The 17,669-nt window shown below is 73.3% G+C and carries 15 protein-coding genes; 13 read left to right on the top strand and 2 right to left on the bottom strand.

What is annotated here, in order from left to right; all coding sequences use genetic code 11:
- Nucleotides 1-43: 43 nt before the first annotated feature.
- Nucleotides 44-688, bottom strand: coding sequence for a hypothetical protein (locus ACMT9T_RS04445; RefSeq protein WP_414744418.1), 645 nt, complete (start codon nucleotides 686-688; stop codon nucleotides 44-46).
- A 212-nt stretch (nucleotides 689-900) separates the two neighbouring features.
- Here ACMT9T_RS04445 and argS point away from each other — a divergent pair, with 212 nt between their 5' ends.
- From argS to prmC, 9 genes are all read left to right on the top strand, one after another.
- Nucleotides 901-2,565 carry an arginine--tRNA ligase gene (gene argS, locus ACMT9T_RS04440; protein ID WP_414744417.1) on the top strand — a complete coding sequence of 555 codons (1,665 nt, stop codon included), beginning with the start codon at nucleotides 901-903 and terminating at the stop codon, nucleotides 2,563-2,565.
- A gap of 10 nt (nucleotides 2,566-2,575) precedes the next feature.
- Complete coding sequence (locus tag ACMT9T_RS04435; protein WP_414744416.1) at nucleotides 2,576-3,406, top strand: LmeA family phospholipid-binding protein; 831 nt, start codon at nucleotides 2,576-2,578, stop codon at nucleotides 3,404-3,406.
- 156 nt (nucleotides 3,407-3,562) lie between these two features.
- The gene (locus ACMT9T_RS04430; protein ID WP_414744415.1) at nucleotides 3,563-5,062 is read left to right on the top strand and encodes a diaminopimelate decarboxylase family protein; all 1,500 of its coding nucleotides are present in this window, start codon (nucleotides 3,563-3,565) and stop codon (nucleotides 5,060-5,062) included.
- Nucleotides 5,059-6,390, top strand: coding sequence for a homoserine dehydrogenase (locus ACMT9T_RS04425; RefSeq protein ID WP_414744414.1), 1,332 nt, complete (start codon nucleotides 5,059-5,061; stop codon nucleotides 6,388-6,390). Before ACMT9T_RS04430 ends, ACMT9T_RS04425 begins: the two co-directional genes overlap by 4 nt.
- Entirely contained in the window at nucleotides 6,390-7,466 is a 1,077-nt protein-coding gene (gene thrC / locus ACMT9T_RS04420) for a threonine synthase (RefSeq protein WP_414744413.1), read from the top strand. The genes ACMT9T_RS04425 and thrC overlap by 1 nt, the downstream gene beginning before the upstream one ends.
- 11 nt (nucleotides 7,467-7,477) lie before the next feature.
- Nucleotides 7,478-8,431 carry a homoserine kinase gene (gene thrB / locus ACMT9T_RS04415; protein ID WP_414745856.1) on the top strand — a complete coding sequence of 318 codons (954 nt, stop codon included), beginning with the start codon at nucleotides 7,478-7,480 and terminating at the stop codon, nucleotides 8,429-8,431.
- A 296-nt stretch (nucleotides 8,432-8,727) separates the two neighbouring features.
- Nucleotides 8,728-11,214, top strand: coding sequence for a transcription termination factor Rho (rho, locus tag ACMT9T_RS04410; protein WP_414744412.1), 2,487 nt, complete (start codon nucleotides 8,728-8,730; stop codon nucleotides 11,212-11,214).
- Nucleotides 11,215-11,217: 3 nt separating this feature from the next.
- Entirely contained in the window at nucleotides 11,218-12,297 is a 1,080-nt protein-coding gene (prfA, locus tag ACMT9T_RS04405) for a peptide chain release factor 1 (RefSeq protein ID WP_414744411.1), read from the top strand.
- 18 nt (nucleotides 12,298-12,315) lie between these two features.
- Nucleotides 12,316-13,191, top strand: a complete 876-nt coding sequence (gene prmC / locus ACMT9T_RS04400; protein ID WP_414744410.1) for a peptide chain release factor N(5)-glutamine methyltransferase — start codon at nucleotides 12,316-12,318, stop codon at nucleotides 13,189-13,191.
- A 32-nt stretch (nucleotides 13,192-13,223) separates the two neighbouring features.
- Here prmC and ACMT9T_RS04395 read toward each other — a convergent pair whose 3' ends face one another.
- A complete protein-coding gene (locus ACMT9T_RS04395) occupies nucleotides 13,224-13,877 on the bottom strand; it encodes an HAD-IA family hydrolase (protein WP_414744409.1) in 654 nt (217 codons plus the stop codon).
- A 71-nt stretch (nucleotides 13,878-13,948) separates the two neighbouring features.
- Here ACMT9T_RS04395 and ACMT9T_RS04390 point away from each other — a divergent pair, with 71 nt between their 5' ends.
- The 4 genes from ACMT9T_RS04390 (at nucleotide 13,949) to atpB (ending at nucleotide 17,632) form a co-directional block, all read left to right on the top strand.
- Entirely contained in the window at nucleotides 13,949-14,842 is an 894-nt protein-coding gene (locus ACMT9T_RS04390) for an L-threonylcarbamoyladenylate synthase (RefSeq protein ID WP_414744408.1), read from the top strand.
- The gene (locus ACMT9T_RS04385) at nucleotides 14,839-16,158 is read left to right on the top strand and encodes an MraY family glycosyltransferase (RefSeq protein WP_414744407.1); all 1,320 of its coding nucleotides are present in this window, start codon (nucleotides 14,839-14,841) and stop codon (nucleotides 16,156-16,158) included. The genes ACMT9T_RS04390 and ACMT9T_RS04385 overlap by 4 nt, the downstream gene beginning before the upstream one ends.
- Nucleotides 16,155-16,631, top strand: a complete 477-nt coding sequence (locus ACMT9T_RS04380; protein ID WP_414744406.1) for a Cg1360 family ATP-synthase-associated protein — start codon at nucleotides 16,155-16,157, stop codon at nucleotides 16,629-16,631. The genes ACMT9T_RS04385 and ACMT9T_RS04380 overlap by 4 nt, the downstream gene beginning before the upstream one ends.
- 176 nt (nucleotides 16,632-16,807) lie before the next feature.
- Nucleotides 16,808-17,632, top strand: coding sequence for a F0F1 ATP synthase subunit A (gene atpB, locus ACMT9T_RS04375; RefSeq protein ID WP_489672271.1), 825 nt, complete (start codon nucleotides 16,808-16,810; stop codon nucleotides 17,630-17,632).
- The last annotated feature ends 37 nt before the right edge of the window (nucleotides 17,633-17,669 follow it).

Here is a 17,669-nt window from a genome sequence, read left to right as displayed (position 1 = left end):
GCGCGACGCGGCGTCGCCGGGGCGGTCGGCGCGGGACGGCGGATCAGCCGCCGACGGTCGTGAGCACCGCGTTGCCGAGATCGGCGTGGTCGCCGGGCTCGTAGAACGCCGCGGAGCGCATCACGACCATGTGCTTCGCCGAGTAGATGGTGGCGACGCCGACCGCGTCCTGCAGCTCGAAGTACGCCTCGACGCCCGACGGGTAGCCGGCGATGGGGTCGGCTCGGAGGATCGCCGCGTCCCGCCGGGACTGCAGCTCCGCCGCGACGGGCTGGGCGACGTCGATCTCGACCTGCGTGCCGTCCGAGGCCCGGAAGGCGCACGCGATGCCCTGCATGGCGAGCACGTCCTCGCGCGCGCCGTCGGTGGCGGTGTCCGCCGGGAGCTCCTCGGTGGCGAAGCCGGGGCCGAACTTCGCGAGGTCGGGCAGGAGCTGGGCGCACGTGGTCGTCACGGGCGTGCCCTTGGGCGGCGCGGGGGTGGGCGACGCGCTCGGGGCCGTCGCGGATCCGCCGCCCGCTGCCTGGCCGCCCTCGGCGCTGGCCGTGGGGTCGGGCGTCGTGGGCTGGAGCGGGGCGGGGTTCGAGCAGCCCGCGAGGAGCAGGGCCACCGCGAGGCCGGCGCCGGCCGCGGCCGGGACGGTGCGCGCGAGGCGGGAGCGTGCGGGCGCGGGGAGGCGGACGGGCATGGTGGTGCTCCTTCGGATCCGGGCGCGCCGCGGGGTGCGACGCTCGGCGCGCGGCATCGTGCCACGAGCGGGAGGCGGGATCGACACCCTACCGATCCGGGGCCGGGCGCCGCTGGGACCGTCCCCGTGCGCCGGGCGCCGGCCCGCCGACCGGCTCGCGCACCGCCGGACGGGGCCGGACCGGGTCGTGCCCGAAGGTAGGATCGATCCCCATGACGAGCCCTGACCTGACCGGCGCACTGTTCGACATCGTGTCCGGGACGGCGGGACGACGACCGGGCGGCGACGCCCTCGTGCTCAGCCCCGACATGGTCGTCCTCGAGCGCCCCCGCAACCGCGACCACGGCGACTGGGCCACCAACATCGCCATGCGCATCGCCAAGCCGCTGGGCGAGAACCCGCGCGCGCTGGCCGCCGAGATCGCCGAGGCGCTCGGCGCCCTGCCGCAGGTCGCGAAGGTCGACGTCGCGGGGCCCGGCTTCATCAACATCACGCTCGAGGCGGCGGCCGCGGGCGCCCTCGCGCGCACCATCGTCGAGGCCGGCCCGGCGTACGGACGGGGCACGACCCTCGACGGGATCCGCATCAACCTCGAGTTCGTCTCGGCGAACCCGACCGGCCCCATCCACCTCGGCGGCGTGCGCTGGGCGGCCGTCGGCGACAGCCTCGCGCGCATCCTCCAGGCCGAGGGCGCCGACGTCACGCGGGAGTACTACTTCAACGACCACGGATCCCAGATCGACCGCTTCGCCCGCAGCCTCCTCGCGAGTCACCTCGGCGAGGACACCCCCGAGGACGGCTACGGCGGCGCCTACATCGGCGAGATCGCGGAGCGCGTGGTGGAGGGGTACGACGGCGACCTCGATGCCCTCCCGCGCGAGGAGCAGCAGGAGGTGTTCCGGAGCGCCGGCACCGAGCTGATGTTCGGCGAGATCAAGCAGAAGCTGCACGACTTCGGCGTGGACTTCGACGTGTTCTTCCACGAGGACTCGCTGCACGAGTCCGGCGCCGTCGACCGCGCCATCGCGCGCCTCACCGAGCTCGGCCATGTCTTCGAGGAGGACGGCGCCGTGTGGCTCCGCACCACCACGTTCGGCGACGACCGCGACCGCGTGGTCATCCGCTCGTCGGGCGAGCCCGCCTACATCTCGGGCGACCTCGGCTACTACCTCGACAAGCGCGAGCGCGGCTTCGAGCAGAACATCATCATGCTGGGCGCCGACCACCACGGCTACGTCGGCCGCATGATGGCCATGGTCGAGGCGTTCGGCGACACCCCGGGCGTCAACCTGCAGATCCTCATCGGCCAGATGGTCAACCTGCTGCGCGACGGCGAGCCCGTGAAGATGAGCAAGCGCGCCGGCACGATCGTCACGCTCGACGACCTGGTCGACGCCGTGGGGGTGGACGCCGGCCGCTACTCGCTCGTGCGCTCGTCCGCCGACCAGAACCTCGACATCGACCTCGCGGTGCTCGGCAAGCGCACCAACGACAACCCCGTCTTCTACGTGCAGTACGCCCACGCGCGCACCTGCGCGGTGGACCGCAACGCGGAGGCGTCGGGCGTCGACCGGAGCGCGTTCGCGCCCGAGCTGCTCACGCACCCGACCGAGTCGGCGCTGCTCGGGCTCCTGCAGGAGTTCCCGCGCATCGTCGCCCAGGCCGCGGAGCTGCGCGAGCCGCACCGCGTCGCCCGCTACGTGGAGGAGCTCGCGGGCTCCTACCACCGCTGGTACGACAGCTGCCGCGTGGTCCCGCGGGGCGACGAGGAGGTCACCGACCTGCACCGCACGCGCCTGTGGCTGAACGACGCCGTCCGCCAGGTCGTGGCGAACGGCCTGGACCTCGTGGGCGTCTCCGCCCCCGAGCGCATGTAGGGAGCGGATCATGGCGGGGCGTTTCCTGGGCACGGAGGTCTTCGAGGCGCCCGAGCGCCGCGACCCGCGGGAGGCCCGCCGTCGCCGCCGCGGGCCGCGCGGCGGCACCGTGTTCATCTGGCTCCTCGTGCTCGCCGTCATCGGCGTCGGGCTCGCCTTCGGCCTCCGGATCATCGACCAGACCGTGCGCGGCGTCGCGGAGGAGCAGGCCGAGAAGCAGATCGCGGACCAGCTGCCGGGCCAGGTCACGGGGCGCGTCAACGTCGCGATCGAGGGCGAGTGGGTGATCCCGCAGCTGATCCGCGGGACGCTCGACCGCGTGGTGCTCGACGGCCCCAACCTCCAGGCGGACGGCACGCCGTTCCAGGCGCACATCGTCGCGACCGACGTGCCCACCGACCAGGAGCGCACGGTGGGGGACGTGGTCGCCACCGTGTCGATGGACCAGGATCCCGCGAGCGCGCTGCTCGCGAAGACGGCCGGCACCCCTCCCGACCTCCGCTTCGGCGACGGCACGCTCGGCTACGCCGGATCCACCAAGGTCCTCGGCATCACGTTCGGCTACACCGTGGCCGCCGAGCCCGTGCTGCGCGACGCCTCGACGGTCGTCATCACGCCCACCGAGGTGCAGCTGCAGGCGGGCTCGTTCACGGTCGACCTCGCGCAGACGATCCAGCGCATCCGCGACGTCACGTACCCCGTGTGCATCGCACAGTACCTGCCGGCCGGGGTCGCGGTGACGGACGTGACCGTGGCCGACGGACGCGCGTCGATGACGGTCGAGTCGTCGTCGCTGAAGCTCACGCGCGACTCGCTCGGCGTTACCGGCAGCTGCGGCTGAGCCGCGCCGGGGCGCCGCGGAGGCGGTCGTCACATGGGCCGGGGGCCCGGCGCCGCCTCGGTAGGATGCTGTCACCGCCCCCTCACGGCTTCAGGGACCACACCGGGTCCGCTCGCCATCCCGCACGTCCGCCCCGCGCCCGAAGAGGTGACTCGAGTGACCGCGAACCCGCTGGCCCCGTCCTGGCTGCAGCTCCCCGACGACGCGAACGCGCTGGATCCCGCGGTCTGGTCCCGCGGCGCCTCCCGTGACGACGACGGCGCCCTCCGCATCGCCGGGGTCGCCGCCCCCGAGCTCGCCCGGCGCTTCGGCACCCCGCTCTACGTCGTCGACGAGGACGACGTGCGCGGCCGCGCCGCCGAGACGCTCGCCGCGTTCGACCGCGAGGCCGCCGCCGTCGGCACGACCGCGCGCGTCTACTACGCGGGCAAGGCGTTCCTCAGCGTGGAGGTCGCCCGCTGGATGGTGGAGGAGGGCCTCCACATCGACGTCTGCTCCGGCGGGGAGCTGGCCGTCGCGCTCGCGGCGGGCGCGGATCCGGACCGCCTCGGCTTCCACGGCAACAACAAGTCGGTCGCGGAGATCGACCGGGCGGTCGGTGCCGGGATCGGCCAGATCGTCATCGACAGCGTCATCGAGGTCGAGCGCATCGCGGCCGCCGCGGCCGGCCACGGCCGGGTCCAGTCGGTGCGCCTCCGCGTGAACAGCGGCGTGCACGCGCACACGCACGAGTACCTCGCCACGGCGCGCGAGGACCAGAAGTTCGGCATCACGCTGCAGGACGCGCCCGACGTCGTCGCGCGCATCCGCTCGCACGCGTCCCTCTCCTTCACGGGCCTGCACGCGCACATCGGCAGCCAGATCTTCGAGACGGACGCGTTCGTCGAGTCCGCCCGACGCCTCCTCGACCTGCACGAGCGCCTCCTCGCCGACGGACCCGTGCCCGAGCTCAACCTCGGCGGCGGCTTCGGCATCGCGTACACGCCGGTCGACCGGCCCGTGCCGGTGCCCGAGATCGCCCGCCGACTGACCCGCATCGTGGGCGACGAGTGCGGACGCCGGGGGATCGCCGTGCCCGTCATCGCGGTCGAGCCCGGCCGCAGCGTCGTCGGGCCCTCCACCGTCACGCTCTACACGGTCGGCACCGTCAAGGACGTGCTCGTCACGGTCGGCGGCGTCGACGACGAGGTGGCCGAGGCCGAGTCCGCCACGGGCGACGTCGAGGATCCGCGCATCGCCGCGGAGGCCGAGACGGCCATCCGCCGCTACGTGAGCGTCGACGGCGGCATGAGCGACAACGCGCGCCCCGCCCTCTACGGCGCCGACTACTCCGTGCGCATCGCCTCGCGCGCCTCCGACGCCGCCCCCGCCCTCGTGCGGATCGCCGGCAAGCACTGCGAGAGCGGCGACCTCGTCGTGCTCGCCGACTACCTGCCGGGCGATGTGCGCCCGGACGACCTCCTCGCCGTCCCGGCCACAGGCGCCTACTGCTGGGCGCTCGCGAGCAACTACAACTGGATCGGCCGCCCGCCGGTCGTCGCCGTGCGCGACGGCGAGGCGCGCGTCATCGTTCGCGGCGAGACCGAGGCCGACCTGCTGGCGCGCGACCTGGGCACGCCCCTCGCCGCATCCCCCGACGTGAACGGAGCACGATGATCGAGTACCGGAACCTGCGCGTCGCCCTGCTGGGCTGCGGCTCGGTCGGCACCCAGGTGGCGCGCCTCATGCGGGAGCACGGCGACGAGCTGGCGCAGCGGGTCGGCGCGCGGCTCGAGCTCGTGGGCATCGCGGTGCGCGACGCGGACGCGCCGCGCGACCCGTCCGTGCCGCGCGAGCTGCTCACCACCGACGCCGAGTCGCTCATCCTCGGCGCCGACATCGTCATCGAGCTCATGGGCGGGATCGAGCCCGCGCGCACCCACATCCTCGCGGCCATCTCCTCGGGCGCCGACGTCGTGACCGCCAACAAGGCCCTGCTCGCGACGCACGGCCCGGAGCTCTTCGAGGCGGCCGAGCAGGTGGGCGCGCAGCTCTACTACGAGGCCGCGGTGGCCGGCGCGATCCCCATCATCCGGCCCCTCCGCGACAGCCTCGCGGGCGACCGGGTCGAGCGGATCCTCGGCATCGTCAACGGCACGACGAACTACATCCTCGACGAGATGGACACTCACGGGCTCGGCTTCGACGAGGCCCTCGCGACGGCCACGGAGCTCGGCTACGCGGAGGCGGATCCCACCGCCGACATCGAGGGCTACGACGCCGCGCAGAAGGCGGCCATCCTCGCGAGCCTCGCCTTCCACACCCGCGTTCCCGTCGAGGCCGTGCACCGCGAGGGCATCACGGGCCTGTCGTCCGCGCAGTTCGAGTCGGCGCGCAAGGCCGGCTACGTCATCAAGCTGCTCGCGATCTGCGAGCGCCTGGCGGATCCCGCCACCGGCCGCGACGGCGTCTCCGCCCGCGTCTACCCCGCGCTCGTGCCACGGGACCACCCGCTCGCCGCGGTGCACGGCGCGAACAACGCCGTCTTCGTCGAGGCCGAGGCCGCCGGGGACCTCATGTTCTACGGCGCGGGCGCCGGGGGAGTGCAGACCGCGTCCGCCGTCCTCGGCGACGTCGTCTCGGCCGCGCGTCGGCACGTCGTCGGCGGCCCCGGCGTCGCGGAGTCGACGCACGCGGACCTCGAGACGCTGCCCGTCGGCGCGATCACGACCCAGTACCAGATCACCCTCCAGGTGGCGGACGAGCCGGGCGTGCTCGCCCGCATCGCCCACCTGTTCAGCGAGCACGGCGTCTCCGTGGAGACGCTCGAGCAGACCACCCATCAGGCGCCCGTGGCGGGCGGGGCCGGCGCCCGGCCCACCGCTAGCCTGGTGATCGGCACGCACCGCGCCACCGACGCGGCCCTCCGGGCCACCGTCGACGCGGTGTCGAACCTCGACGCCGTGACGGCAGTCGCGAGCGTCCTCCGAGTAGAAGGAGCCTGATGGCCCACCAATGGCGCGGACTGCTCCGCGAATACGCCGACCGCCTCGACGTCACGGACGCCACCCCGATCATCACGCTCGGCGAGGGCGGCACGCCGCTCATCCCCGCGCCCGCCCTGTCCGCGCGCACGGGCGCGAAGGTGTGGGTCAAGTACGAGGGCATGAACCCGACGGGATCCTTCAAGGACCGCGGCATGACCATGGCGATCTCGAAGGCCGTCGAGCACGGCGCGAAGGCCGTCATCTGCGCGTCGACCGGCAACACCTCGGCGTCGGCCGCGGCGTACGCGACGCACGCGGGCATCACCGCCGCGGTGCTCGTGCCCGAGGGCAAGATCGCGATGGGCAAGCTCAGCCAGGCCGTCGCCCACGACGCGCAGCTCCTGCAGGTGCGCGGCAACTTCGACGACTGCCTCGACATCGCGCGCGAGCTCAGCGCGAACTACCCGGTGCACCTCGTCAACTCGGTCAACAACGACCGCATCGAGGGCCAGAAGACGGGCGCGTTCGAGGTCGTCGAGGTGCTCGGCGACGCGCCGGACTTCCACTTCATCCCCGTCGGCAACGCCGGCAACTACACCGCCTACACGCGCGGCTACCGCGAGGACCTCGAGGCGGGCAACGCCACGAGGCTGCCCCGCATGTTCGGCTTCCAGGCCGCGGGCAGCGCGCCCATCGTCGACGGCGCCATCGTCAAGGACCCCGACACCATCGCCAGCGCGATCCGCATCGGCAACCCGGCCTCGTGGAAGCTCGCCCTCGAGGCGCAGCTGCTCACCGACGGCTACTTCGGCGCCATCTCCGACGCGCGGATCCTCGAGGCGCACCGCATCCTCTCCGCCGAGGTCGGCATCTTCGTCGAGCCCGCGTCGGCCATCAGCGTCGCGGGGCTCCTCGAGCGCGCCGAGGCCGGGCAGATCCCGAAGGGCGCCACGGTCGTCCTCACGGTCACGGGCCACGGCCTGAAGGACCCGCAGTGGGCGCTCCGCACCGCCGACGGCTCCGACGTCGCCCCCACGAGCGTGGGCGTCGACGTCGCCGAGATCGCGGGCGTGCTCGACCTGGTCGCGTCGTGACCGACGGTCCGATGCGCGAGGCGCTCCCCGTCGGCCGCCGCGTGCAGGTGCGCGTGCCCGCGACGAGCGCCAACCTCGGCCCCGGCTTCGACACGCTCGGCCTCGCGCTCGCGCTCTACGACGACCTCACGGTCACCGTGCGCGACGAGCCCGGCGCCACGGTCGACGTGCGCGGCGTCGGCGCGGGCGAGGTGCCCACCGACGCGTCGAACCTCGTCGTCACGGCCATCGCCCACACGTTCGCCGCCTTCGACCAGCCGATGCCGGGCCTCGACCTCGTCGCGGAGAACCGGATCCCGCACGGCCGCGGACTCGGATCGTCGGGGGCGGCCATCGTCTCCGGGATCATGGCGGCGCAGGGCCTCCTCGCCGACACCGTCGAGATCGACGCCGACGCGCTCCTCCGCCTCGCCACCGAGATGGAGGGCCACCCGGACAACGTGGCGCCCGCCCTCTTCGGCGGCCTCACCATCGCGTGGGTCGACGGCACCGGTCCGCAGCACAAGAAGCTCGCCGTGCACCGCGGCGTCTCGCCGCTCGTGCTCGTGCCGGTGGCGACCATGTCCACCGCGCTCGCGCGCAGCCTCCAGCCCGAGTCCGTGCCGCACGAGGACGCGATCTTCAACGTGTCGCGCTCGGCGCTGCTCATCGCGGCGCTCATCCAGAGCCCCGAGCTGCTGCTCGCCGCCACCGAGGACCGCCTGCACCAGGACTACCGCGCCGCCGCCATGCCCGAGACGAACGAGCTCGTGCACCTGCTGCGCGAGGCGGGCTTCGCCGCCGTCGTCTCGGGCGCGGGCCCGTCGCTCCTCGTCCTCGGCAGCGACCCGGGTCAGCGGCTCACGGCCGCCGAGCTCGTCGCCGAGCACGCGGCCACGCCGTGGCAGGCGCTCATGCTCGCGGTCGACGTCAAGGGCTGCACCGTGCAGGTCGTCGACGCGGGGTCCGCCGTCTCCTCCTCCTGAGCCGGATCCCGCGGGTCGTCCGCATCCGGCGCGCCGTTCCCTGCGCGGGCGGCACGCCGGGTGCTAGGCTCCACACGACCCCGGGGTCGACGGATCCACGCAAGCGCGTCGGAGATCCGGTCCCGGTGGTCGTTCTCACCACTCACCCGCTGTCGTCTCTGCAAGATCCCGTGCCTTCGTGCCCGACAGCAGCTCCGGACGGAATCAGACCGTCCGCCGCTTTCGCAGAGACACACGCGATCGGCTCTCCTCCGCACGGGCTTCGTCCCGGCGGACAGGGGAAAGGACCCACGCACATGACCGATGTCGACACCCGCGCCACTGACGCGGACCTGAGCACGCTCCGCGTCTCGCAGCTCCAGGCCATCGCCTCCGAGCTCGGGATCCCGGGCGGCTCCAAGCTCCGGAAGGGCGAGCTCGTGACCGCGATCTCCGAGATCCGGGCAGCCCGGGGGCTCTCCGTCCCCGCCGACGAGGCGGCCCCCGCCTCCGACGCTCCCACCACCGAGGCTCCCGCCGAGGCCGACGCCGAGGCCCCCGTGGTCGCGGACGCCCCGGACGCCGAGGCCGCGCCCGCCGTCGAGGAGGCCCCCGCCTCGGAGCCCGTCGTCGCGGACGCCGCCCCGGTCGCGGACGCCGCCCCGGTCGCGGACGACGCCGCGCCCGTCGAGGCGCCCGTCGCCGACGAGGCCCCGGCCGAGAAGCCCGCGCGCTCCGGCCGCGGATCCCGCCGCGCCACCACCCCGCGCATCGTGCCCGAGCGCATCGAGGAGCCCGCCGAGGCGTCCGCCGCGGTCGAGCCCGCCGGCACCGGACTCGAGGCCCGCATCGCGCAGGCCACCGGCGGCCGTGCCCCCTCCTCCCGCGCCCAGGCGCCCCGCGCCGACGAAGCCCGCACCGAGGCGCCCGCCGGACGCCGCGGATCGCGCCGCGCCACCAGCGCCGGGGTCGTGGATCCCGCCGTCGAGGCCCCGCGCCAGGCCGCGCAGCACGTGAACAGCGGCCAGACGGCCGACCAGCTCGTCCCCGCCGAGGCCGAGGCGCCCGCCGCCGACACGTCGACCGAGGAGCAGGCCCCCCAGCAGCGCTCCGGCCGCGGCCGCCGCCGCGGCGGACGCGACGCCCAGGACGGCGCCGCGCAGGACGCGCCCGCCGAGACCGCCGCCGACGAGGCCCCCGCCGCGTCCGACGCGCAGGCCTCCGGCGACGACCGCGACCGCGACTCCGACGACCAGGGCGGCCGCGACGGCCGCGAGGGTCGCGAGGGCGGCCGCAACCGCAGCCGCAACCGCCGGAACCGCGACCGCGACCGCGGACGCGACCAGGACGACCAGCAGCAGGGCGGCCGCGACCAGGCACCCCGCGACCCGGCCCCGCGCGAGCAGGACGCCGACGACGAGGCGCAGGAGGAGGCCCGCACGGGCCGCCAGCGCCAGAACGGCCGCGGCCAGGGCGACCGCACGCAGGACGTGCGCGCCGACCAGGCCCGCGCCGACCTCGGACGCGACGAGGAGCGCGGCGGCCGCAGCCGGTACCGCGACCGCAAGCGCGGCCGCGGCCAGGGCGGCGACGACTTCGAGCCCGAGGTCACCGAGGACGACGTCCTCCTGCCCGTCGCGGGCATCCTCGACGTGCTCGACAACTACGCCTTCGTGCGCACGAGCGGCTACCTGCCCGGCACGAACGACGTCTACGTCTCGCTCGGCCAGGTCAAGAAGCACTCGCTGCGCAAGGGCGACGCGATCGTCGGCGCCATCCGCCAGCCGCGCGAGAACGACAGCCAGAGCCGCCAGAAGTACAACGCGATCGTGAAGATCGACTCGGTCAACGGCCTGCCGCCCGAGGAGGCCGCGAACCGCGTCGAGTTCGGCAAGCTCACGCCGCTCTACCCGCAGGACCGCCTCAGCCTCGAGACCGAGCCGAACAAGCTCACCACGCGGATCATCGACCTCGTGTCGCCGATCGGCAAGGGCCAGCGCGGCCTCATCGTCTCGCCGCCCAAGGCCGGCAAGACGCTCGTGCTCCAGGCCATCGCGAACGCCATCGCCACCAACAACCCCGAGGTCCACCTCATGGTCGTGCTGGTCGACGAGCGTCCCGAGGAGGTCACCGACATGCAGCGCACGGTGAAGGGCGAGGTCATCGCCTCGACCTTCGACCGTCCCGCCGAGGATCACACCACGGTCGCCGAGCTCGCCATCGAGCGCGCCAAGCGCCTCGTGGAGCTCGGCCACGACGTGGTCGTGCTGCTCGACTCCATCACCCGCCTCGGCCGCGCGTACAACCTCGCGGCTCCCGCATCCGGCCGGATCCTCTCGGGCGGCGTCGACTCGTCGGCGCTCTACCCGCCGAAGCGCTTCTTCGGCGCGGCGCGCAACATCGAGCACGGCGGATCGCTCACGATCCTCGCCACGGCGCTCGTGGAGACCGGCTCCAAGATGGACGAGGTCATCTTCGAGGAGTTCAAGGGCACCGGCAACATGGAGCTCCGCCTCTCCCGCGCCCTCGCCGACAAGCGGATCTTCCCGGCCGTCGACGTGAACGCCTCCGGCACGCGCCGCGAGGAGATGCTCATGGGCGCCGACGAGGTCAAGGTCACCTGGAAGCTGCGCCGCGCGCTCGCCGGGCTCGAGCAGCAGCAGGCCCTCGAGATCGTCCTCAGCCGCCTGAAGGAGACGACCTCCAACGTCGAGTTCCTCATGAAGGTCCAGGCCTCCATGCCCAACACCGCGAACGGCCAGTCCCACCAGAGCCACGGGCACGGCGCGCACGAGAAGGGCTGACGCGTGTTCGAGTCCGTCGTCCAGCTGCTGGAGGAGCACGAGGAGCTCCAGCAGCAGCTGGGCGACCCCGAGCTGCACGCGGACGCGTCGCGCTCGCGCAAGGTCAACCGCCGCTACGCGGAGCTGAGCCGGATCGTCGCCGCGCACGCGGAGTGGACCCAGCTCACCGACGACCTCGCCGCCGCGCGCGAGCTGGCCGAGGAGGACCCGGCGTTCGCCGACGAGATCCCCGGTCTCGAGGAGTCGCTCGACCAGGCGCAGGAGAAGCTCCGGCGGCTCCTGATCCCGCGCGACCCCGACGACGCGCGCGACGTCATCATGGAGATCAAGATGGGGGAGGGCGGCGCCGAGAGCGCGCTGTTCGCCGCCGACCTGCTCCGGATGTACCTGCACTACGCGGAGTCGCGCCGCTGGAAGACCGAGGTCCTCAGCCAGACGCAGAGCGACCTCGGCGGCTACAAGGACGTGCAGGTCGCCATCAAGGGCACCTCCGACGACCCCGCGCTCGGCGTGTGGGCGCACCTCAAGTACGAGGGCGGCGTCCACCGCGTGCAGCGCGTGCCGGCCACCGAGTCGCAGGGCCGCATCCACACCTCGGCCGCGGGCGTGCTCGTGATCCCCGAGGTCGAGGAGGTCGAGGAGGTCGCGATCGACCCCAACGACCTCAAGATCGACGTCTACCGGTCGTCCGGCCCCGGCGGCCAGTCGGTCAACACGACCGACTCCGCCGTCCGCATCACCCACCTGCCCACGGGCATCGTGGTCGCGATGCAGAACGAGAAGAGCCAGCTGCAGAACCGTGAGGCCGGCATGCGCGTGCTGCGCGCGCGCGTCCTCGCGAAGCAGCAGGAGGAGATCGACGCGGAGGCCTCGGCCGTGCGCCGCAGCCAGATCCGCACGATGGACCGGTCCGAGCGCATCCGCACGTACAACTTCCCGGAGAACCGCATCGCGGACCACCGCACGGGATACAAGGCGTACAACCTCGACGCCGTGATGGACGGCGCCCTCGACCCGGTCGTGGAGTCCTGCATCCAGGCCGAGGAGGAGGCGCGCCTCGACGCGCTCGGGTCGGACGCGTGACGCGTCGTCCCGCCGCGCGTGGCTGACGTCGAGGGCGTCCCGACCACCGTGGACGCCCTCCGCATGCGCGTCGGCCAGGCGCTCGCGGCGGCCGGCATCGAGGATCCCGCGGTCGACGCGGAGCTCCTCGTCGGCCACGTCCTCGGCCTCAGCCGCGGCCAGGTGCAGTCGCGCGCGATCACGCGGGCCGCGGTCGATGCCGCGGACGCCGCGCGCGTCCTCGAGCTGACCGCCCGTCGCGCGCGTCGCGAGCCGCTGCAGCACATCACCGGCGTCGCGCACTTCCGGTCGCTCGAGCTCCTCGTCGGGCCGGGCGTCTTCGTGCCGCGGCCCGAGACGGAGCAGGTGGCGCAGCTCGCCATCGACGCGCTGTCCGCCGCGCCCGGCGAGGCGCCCGTCGCGGTCGACCTGGGCACGGGATCCGGCGCCCTCGCGCTGGCGCTCGCCACCGAGGTGCCGCACGCCCGCGTGCACGCGATCGAGGTCTCACCCGCGGCGCACGCGTGGACGGCCCGCAACGTCGCGCGCCTCGCGCCCGACGTCGACCTCGTGCTCGGCGACCTCGCCGACGCGTTCCCCGAGCTCGACGGCACCGTGTCCGTCGTCGTCTCGAACCCGCCCTACATCCCGGTCGACGCCGTGCCGCGCGACCCCGAGGTGCGGCTGCACGATCCCGCGCTCGCGCTCTACGGCGGCGCGGACGGCCTCGACGTCGTGCGGCTCGTCTCGACGACGGCGCGTCGGCTCCTGCACCCGGGCGGCGCCCTCGTGATCGAGCACGGCGAGCTGCAGGGCGACGCCATCCGCGCCCTCCTCGACGCCGACGGCTGGCGCGCGACCGCGACCCATCAGGACCTCACCCGCCGCGACCGCGCCACGACCGCGCTGCGCTGACGAGGATCCGGCGCCGACCGGATCCGGCGCGGTCAGCCCGCGTGCGCCTGCGCGCGCACGAACGCCTCGACCGCCGGCAGCAGGTCGCCGTCGCCGCGCACGTGGTGCCCGTGGATCCCGAGCCCGCGCGCCGACTCCACGTTGTCGAGCCGGTCGTCGGCGAAGAACGTGCGCTCGGCCGGCTGCCCGTAGGCGGCGAGCACCCCGCGGAACACGGCCGGATCCGGCTTCCGGGCCCCGTACCCGCTCGACGTCCGCAGGTGCTCCACGCCGAACAGCGGCACGAGCTCGGGCGCGAGCGTCGGCAGGTGCCGCGCGGCGAGGGCGTTGTTGTTGGTGAGCAGCGTGATCCGCCCGGCCTCGCGCGCCCGGGCCACGGCCTCGAGCGCCGACGGCCGCACCGTCATGGACGCGCGGCGCCGGCGGACCCACTCGTCCTCGTCCATCTCGACGCCCACGGCCGCGCAGAACGCGGGGAGGTAGGAGTCGGCGTCGAAGCGCCCGGCCTCCGCGGCCCACTCGCCGTCGTCGTTGTACCAGCGGCGGCGCAGCTCCGGGAGGTCGTGGCCCGTGGCGGCCGTGATCCGGTCGGCCGGGCCCCGCCAGTCGTGGTCGTAGAGCACGTCGTCCATGTCGAACACGAACAGGAGCCCGCGCGGGGCGGGGGAGGAGGGGCGGGAGGTCACCCGATCCAGTATGCGGGCGCGCACGCCACGCGGATCCGCCGCTCAGGGCCAGGCCCACGCGCTCGGCTACGATGAGCGACGACATGGCGCGCATCTACGACTGCTCAGTCGACACCGACCTCCTCACCGGCATGAGACTCGCCCGACAGGCGGTGGGCCGCGGCGAGGTCGTCGTCGTCCCCACGGACACCGTGTACGGCATCGCGGCCGACGCCTTCAACCCCGAGGCCGTGCAGCGGCTCCTCGACGCGAAGGGCCGCGGGCGCGACGCCCCGCCGCCCGTCCTCATCCCCGGGCAGTCGACGCTCGACGCGCTGGCCGACTTCGTGCCCGACGTCGTCCGCCGCCTGGTGGAGGAGTTCTGGCCGGGCGGCCTCACGGTGATCCTCGTGGCGCAGCCGTCCCTCGTCTGGGACCTCGGCGAGACCCGCGGCACCGTCGCGCTCCGCATGCCCGCCAACTCCTTCGCGCTCGAGCTCCTCGCGGAGACCGGCCCGCTCGCGGTGTCGTCCGCCAACAAGACGGGCCAGCCCGCCGCCGCGACCGCCCAGGACGCGGCCGAGCAGCTCGGCGACTCCGTCTCGATCTTCCTCGACGGCGGCGCCGCCGGGGGAGCGGCCTCGACCATCGTCGACGCGTCGCGCGTCACCGACGCAGGCGGCCGCGTCCGCATCGTCCGCGAGGGCGCGATCACGCGCGCGCAGATCCAGCAGCTCATCGGCGACGAGCTCGAGCCCGTCGTCGCGGCCCCGACCGAGCCCGTCGAGCCGGACGCCTCCGACGACGACGCGGCCGCCGCCGTCCTCGACGCCGCCGTCCCCGACGTCGCAGCCGTCCCCGACGCGCCCGAGGCCCCCCGCGGCATCGCGAGCGGCGCCGAGCGCGTCGACGGATCCGCGGATCCCGAGGCCGCCGCCCCGTCCGCGACCGAGCCCCCCGCGGATCCGCCCGCGCACCCCCGGTGACCTACTACGCAGCCATGGCGGTCGTATCGGCGGTCATCACGCTCGTCCTGTCGATGATCGTCATGAAGCTCGGCTACCGCTACCGGCTCTACCCGGCGATCCGCGCGCGCGACGTGCACACGAAGCCCACGCCCCGCCTCGGCGGCGTCGCGATGTTCGCCGGCATCCTCGTGGCCTTCGCCGTGGCGTCCCAGGTCTCCTGGTTCGGCCTGGTCTTCGACCGTCCGGGGCCCGTCATCGCCATCCTCGGCGCCGCGCTCATGATCGTGGTCATCGGCGTGCTCGACGACGTCTACGACCTCGACTGGATGATCAAGCTCGCCGGCCAGATCCTCGCCGCCGGCCTCCTCGCCTGGCAGGGCGTCGCCATCTCGTCGCTCCCCATCGGCGGCCTCACGGTGGGCTCGTCGCAGATGTCGATCATGCTGACGATCTTCGCCATCGTCCTCGTCATGAACGCCGTCAACTTCATCGACGGCCTCGACGGGCTGGTCGCGGGCGTCGCGATCATCGCCAACGGCGCCTTCTTCCTCTACAGCTTCCTGCTCTCGGACACCGCCACCGGCCAGACCGAGCGCTTCAACCTCGCGTCGCTCATCAGCGCGATCCTCATCGGCGCGTGCCTCGGCTTCCTGCCGTTCAACTGGCACCCGGCGAAGCTCTTCATGGGCGACGCGGGCGCGCTCCTCGTCGGCCTCCTCATGGCCACGAGCGCCATCGCGGTCACGGGCGAGATCGACCCGAACCCCGAGACCTTCGGCCGCTCGCAGCTGCTGCCCGCGTTCCTCCCGATCCTGCTGCCGTTCGCGATCCTCATCGTGCCGCTGCTCGACTTCGCCCTCGCCGTCTTCCGGCGGCTGAAGGCGGGCAAGTCGCCGTTCAGCGCCGACCGCAAGCACCTGCACCACCGCCTGCTCGACATGGGGCACTCGCGCCTGCACGCGACGCTCATCTTCTACGCGTGGACGGGCGTCGTGTCCGTCGGCTGCCTGCTCATGTTCGTGGTGCAGCCCTACGCGTGGGGCGTCGCCTTCATCGTCGTCGGCATGGTCGCCTGCGCCGTCGTCACCCTCGCCCCGCTCAGCCGCCGCAAGCGCCTCGAGGCCGCCGCGCAGCTCGTGCCCGCGGACGCCGACTCGGACGACGCCGCCGCGTACGACCCGCTGGACGAGGCGGCGGGCGACCGCCCGCTCGCGCGCCTGACGGAGTCCGAGCTCGAGACGGTCGAGCGCGAGCACGCCGACCTCGCCACCGGGGCCGTCGCGACCCGGCCCACCGACGCCCCGCATGCCGGGAACAGCAAGGAGACGACATGACCGACAGCCCGAGCGCCCCCGCTCCCGCCCCCGCGGAGCGCCCCGCGAAGAAGGACGTCTTCACGCGCATCCTCATCGGGGGAGCGCTGCTGGCCCTCGCCATCGCGGTGGTCGGCGGCATCGTCGGCTTCGCGGTCGACGGCGGACGCGGCCTCCTGAGCGCGGTCATCGGCAGCGCCATGGCGCTCGTGTTCCTCGGCCTCACGGCGGGCAGCATCCTCTTCGCGAACCGCTTCCAGTCGTCGCCGATCTACCCGACGATCTTCTTCTCCGTCGTGCTCGGCGCGTGGCTGCTCAAGTTCGTGGTGTTCCTCGCCATCGCGCTGGCGCTCAAGGAGCAGCCGTGGATCAACCTGGTCGTGCTCTTCGTGACCGTGATCGTGGGCGTCGTGGGCACCCTCGTGATGGACATGATCGTGATCACCAAGGCCCGCGTGGGGTACGTGAGCGACGCCCAGCTGCCGGGTCGCTGATCGCGCGCGTCCCGCCGTCGCCGGGGGGACGCGATTAGTCAGGGCACCCTCATTGTTGATAGTCTCTCTCGTGACGATTCCCGTCGGGCCGTGCCCAGAACCACCTCACGCCGGCGTCTTCCCACCCCATCCGTTCGTCGCCGCGAGAGCTCGCGCTCCACGCCCCGAAACAGGAGATAGCGCTGTTAGCCATCGCTGCACCCAGCATCATCACCCTCGCCGCTGAAGACTCGGGTGAGGGGTTCCACGCTCCCACGCTCTCGGAGTTCTTCCCGCCGATCGCCTTCTTCGAGGGCACGGGCTTCGACCTCAACCGCATCATGCTCATCAGGCTCCTGGTGATGGCGGTCCTCGTGGTCCTGTTCGTCGTCGGCACGCGCAAGCTCGCGCTGGTCCCCGGCCGCGGTCAGAACCTCGTCGAGATGGGCGTCGACTTCGTCCGCGTCAACATCGCGGAGGACATCCTCGGCAAGAAGGACGGCCGTCGATTCCTGCCGATCCTGATGACCATCTTCTTCCTGGTCCTCGGCATGAACCTCACGGGCGTCATCCCCTTCCTCAACATCGCGGGCACGTCGGTCATCGGCCTCCCGCTGCTCCTGGCGCTCGTCGCCTACGTGACCTTCATCTACGCGGGCATCAAGGACCGGGGCGCGATGTTCTTCAAGAACACGCTCTTCCCGGCCGGCGCCCCGAAGGCGGTCTACCTCCTCCTCACGCCCATCGAGTTCCTCTCGACGTTCATCATCCGGCCGGTCGCGCTCACGCTCCGACTCCTGATGAACATGCTCGTGGGGCACCTCCTGCTGGTGCTCTGCTTCTCCGCGACGTGGTTCTTCCTCTTCGAGGCACAGGGCGCGCTCAAGATCCTGGGCGCCGGCACCCTCGTCCTCGGATTCGCGTTCACGCTCTTCGAGCTGCTCGTCGCCGTCCTGCAGGCCTACATCTTCGCCCTCCTCACCGCCGTCTACATCCAGATGGCCGTGGCGGAGGAGCACTAAGCGATCTCGTCGACCAACGAGATCACCCAACCGGAAG

The sequence above is a fragment of the Clavibacter vidaverae genome (assembly GCF_047529985.1).
Taxonomy (GTDB): domain Bacteria; phylum Actinomycetota; class Actinomycetes; order Actinomycetales; family Microbacteriaceae; genus Clavibacter; species Clavibacter nebraskensis_A.
The sequence above is the reverse complement of the archived record's forward strand: the minus strand, read 5'-3'. Positions and strand labels throughout refer to the sequence as shown.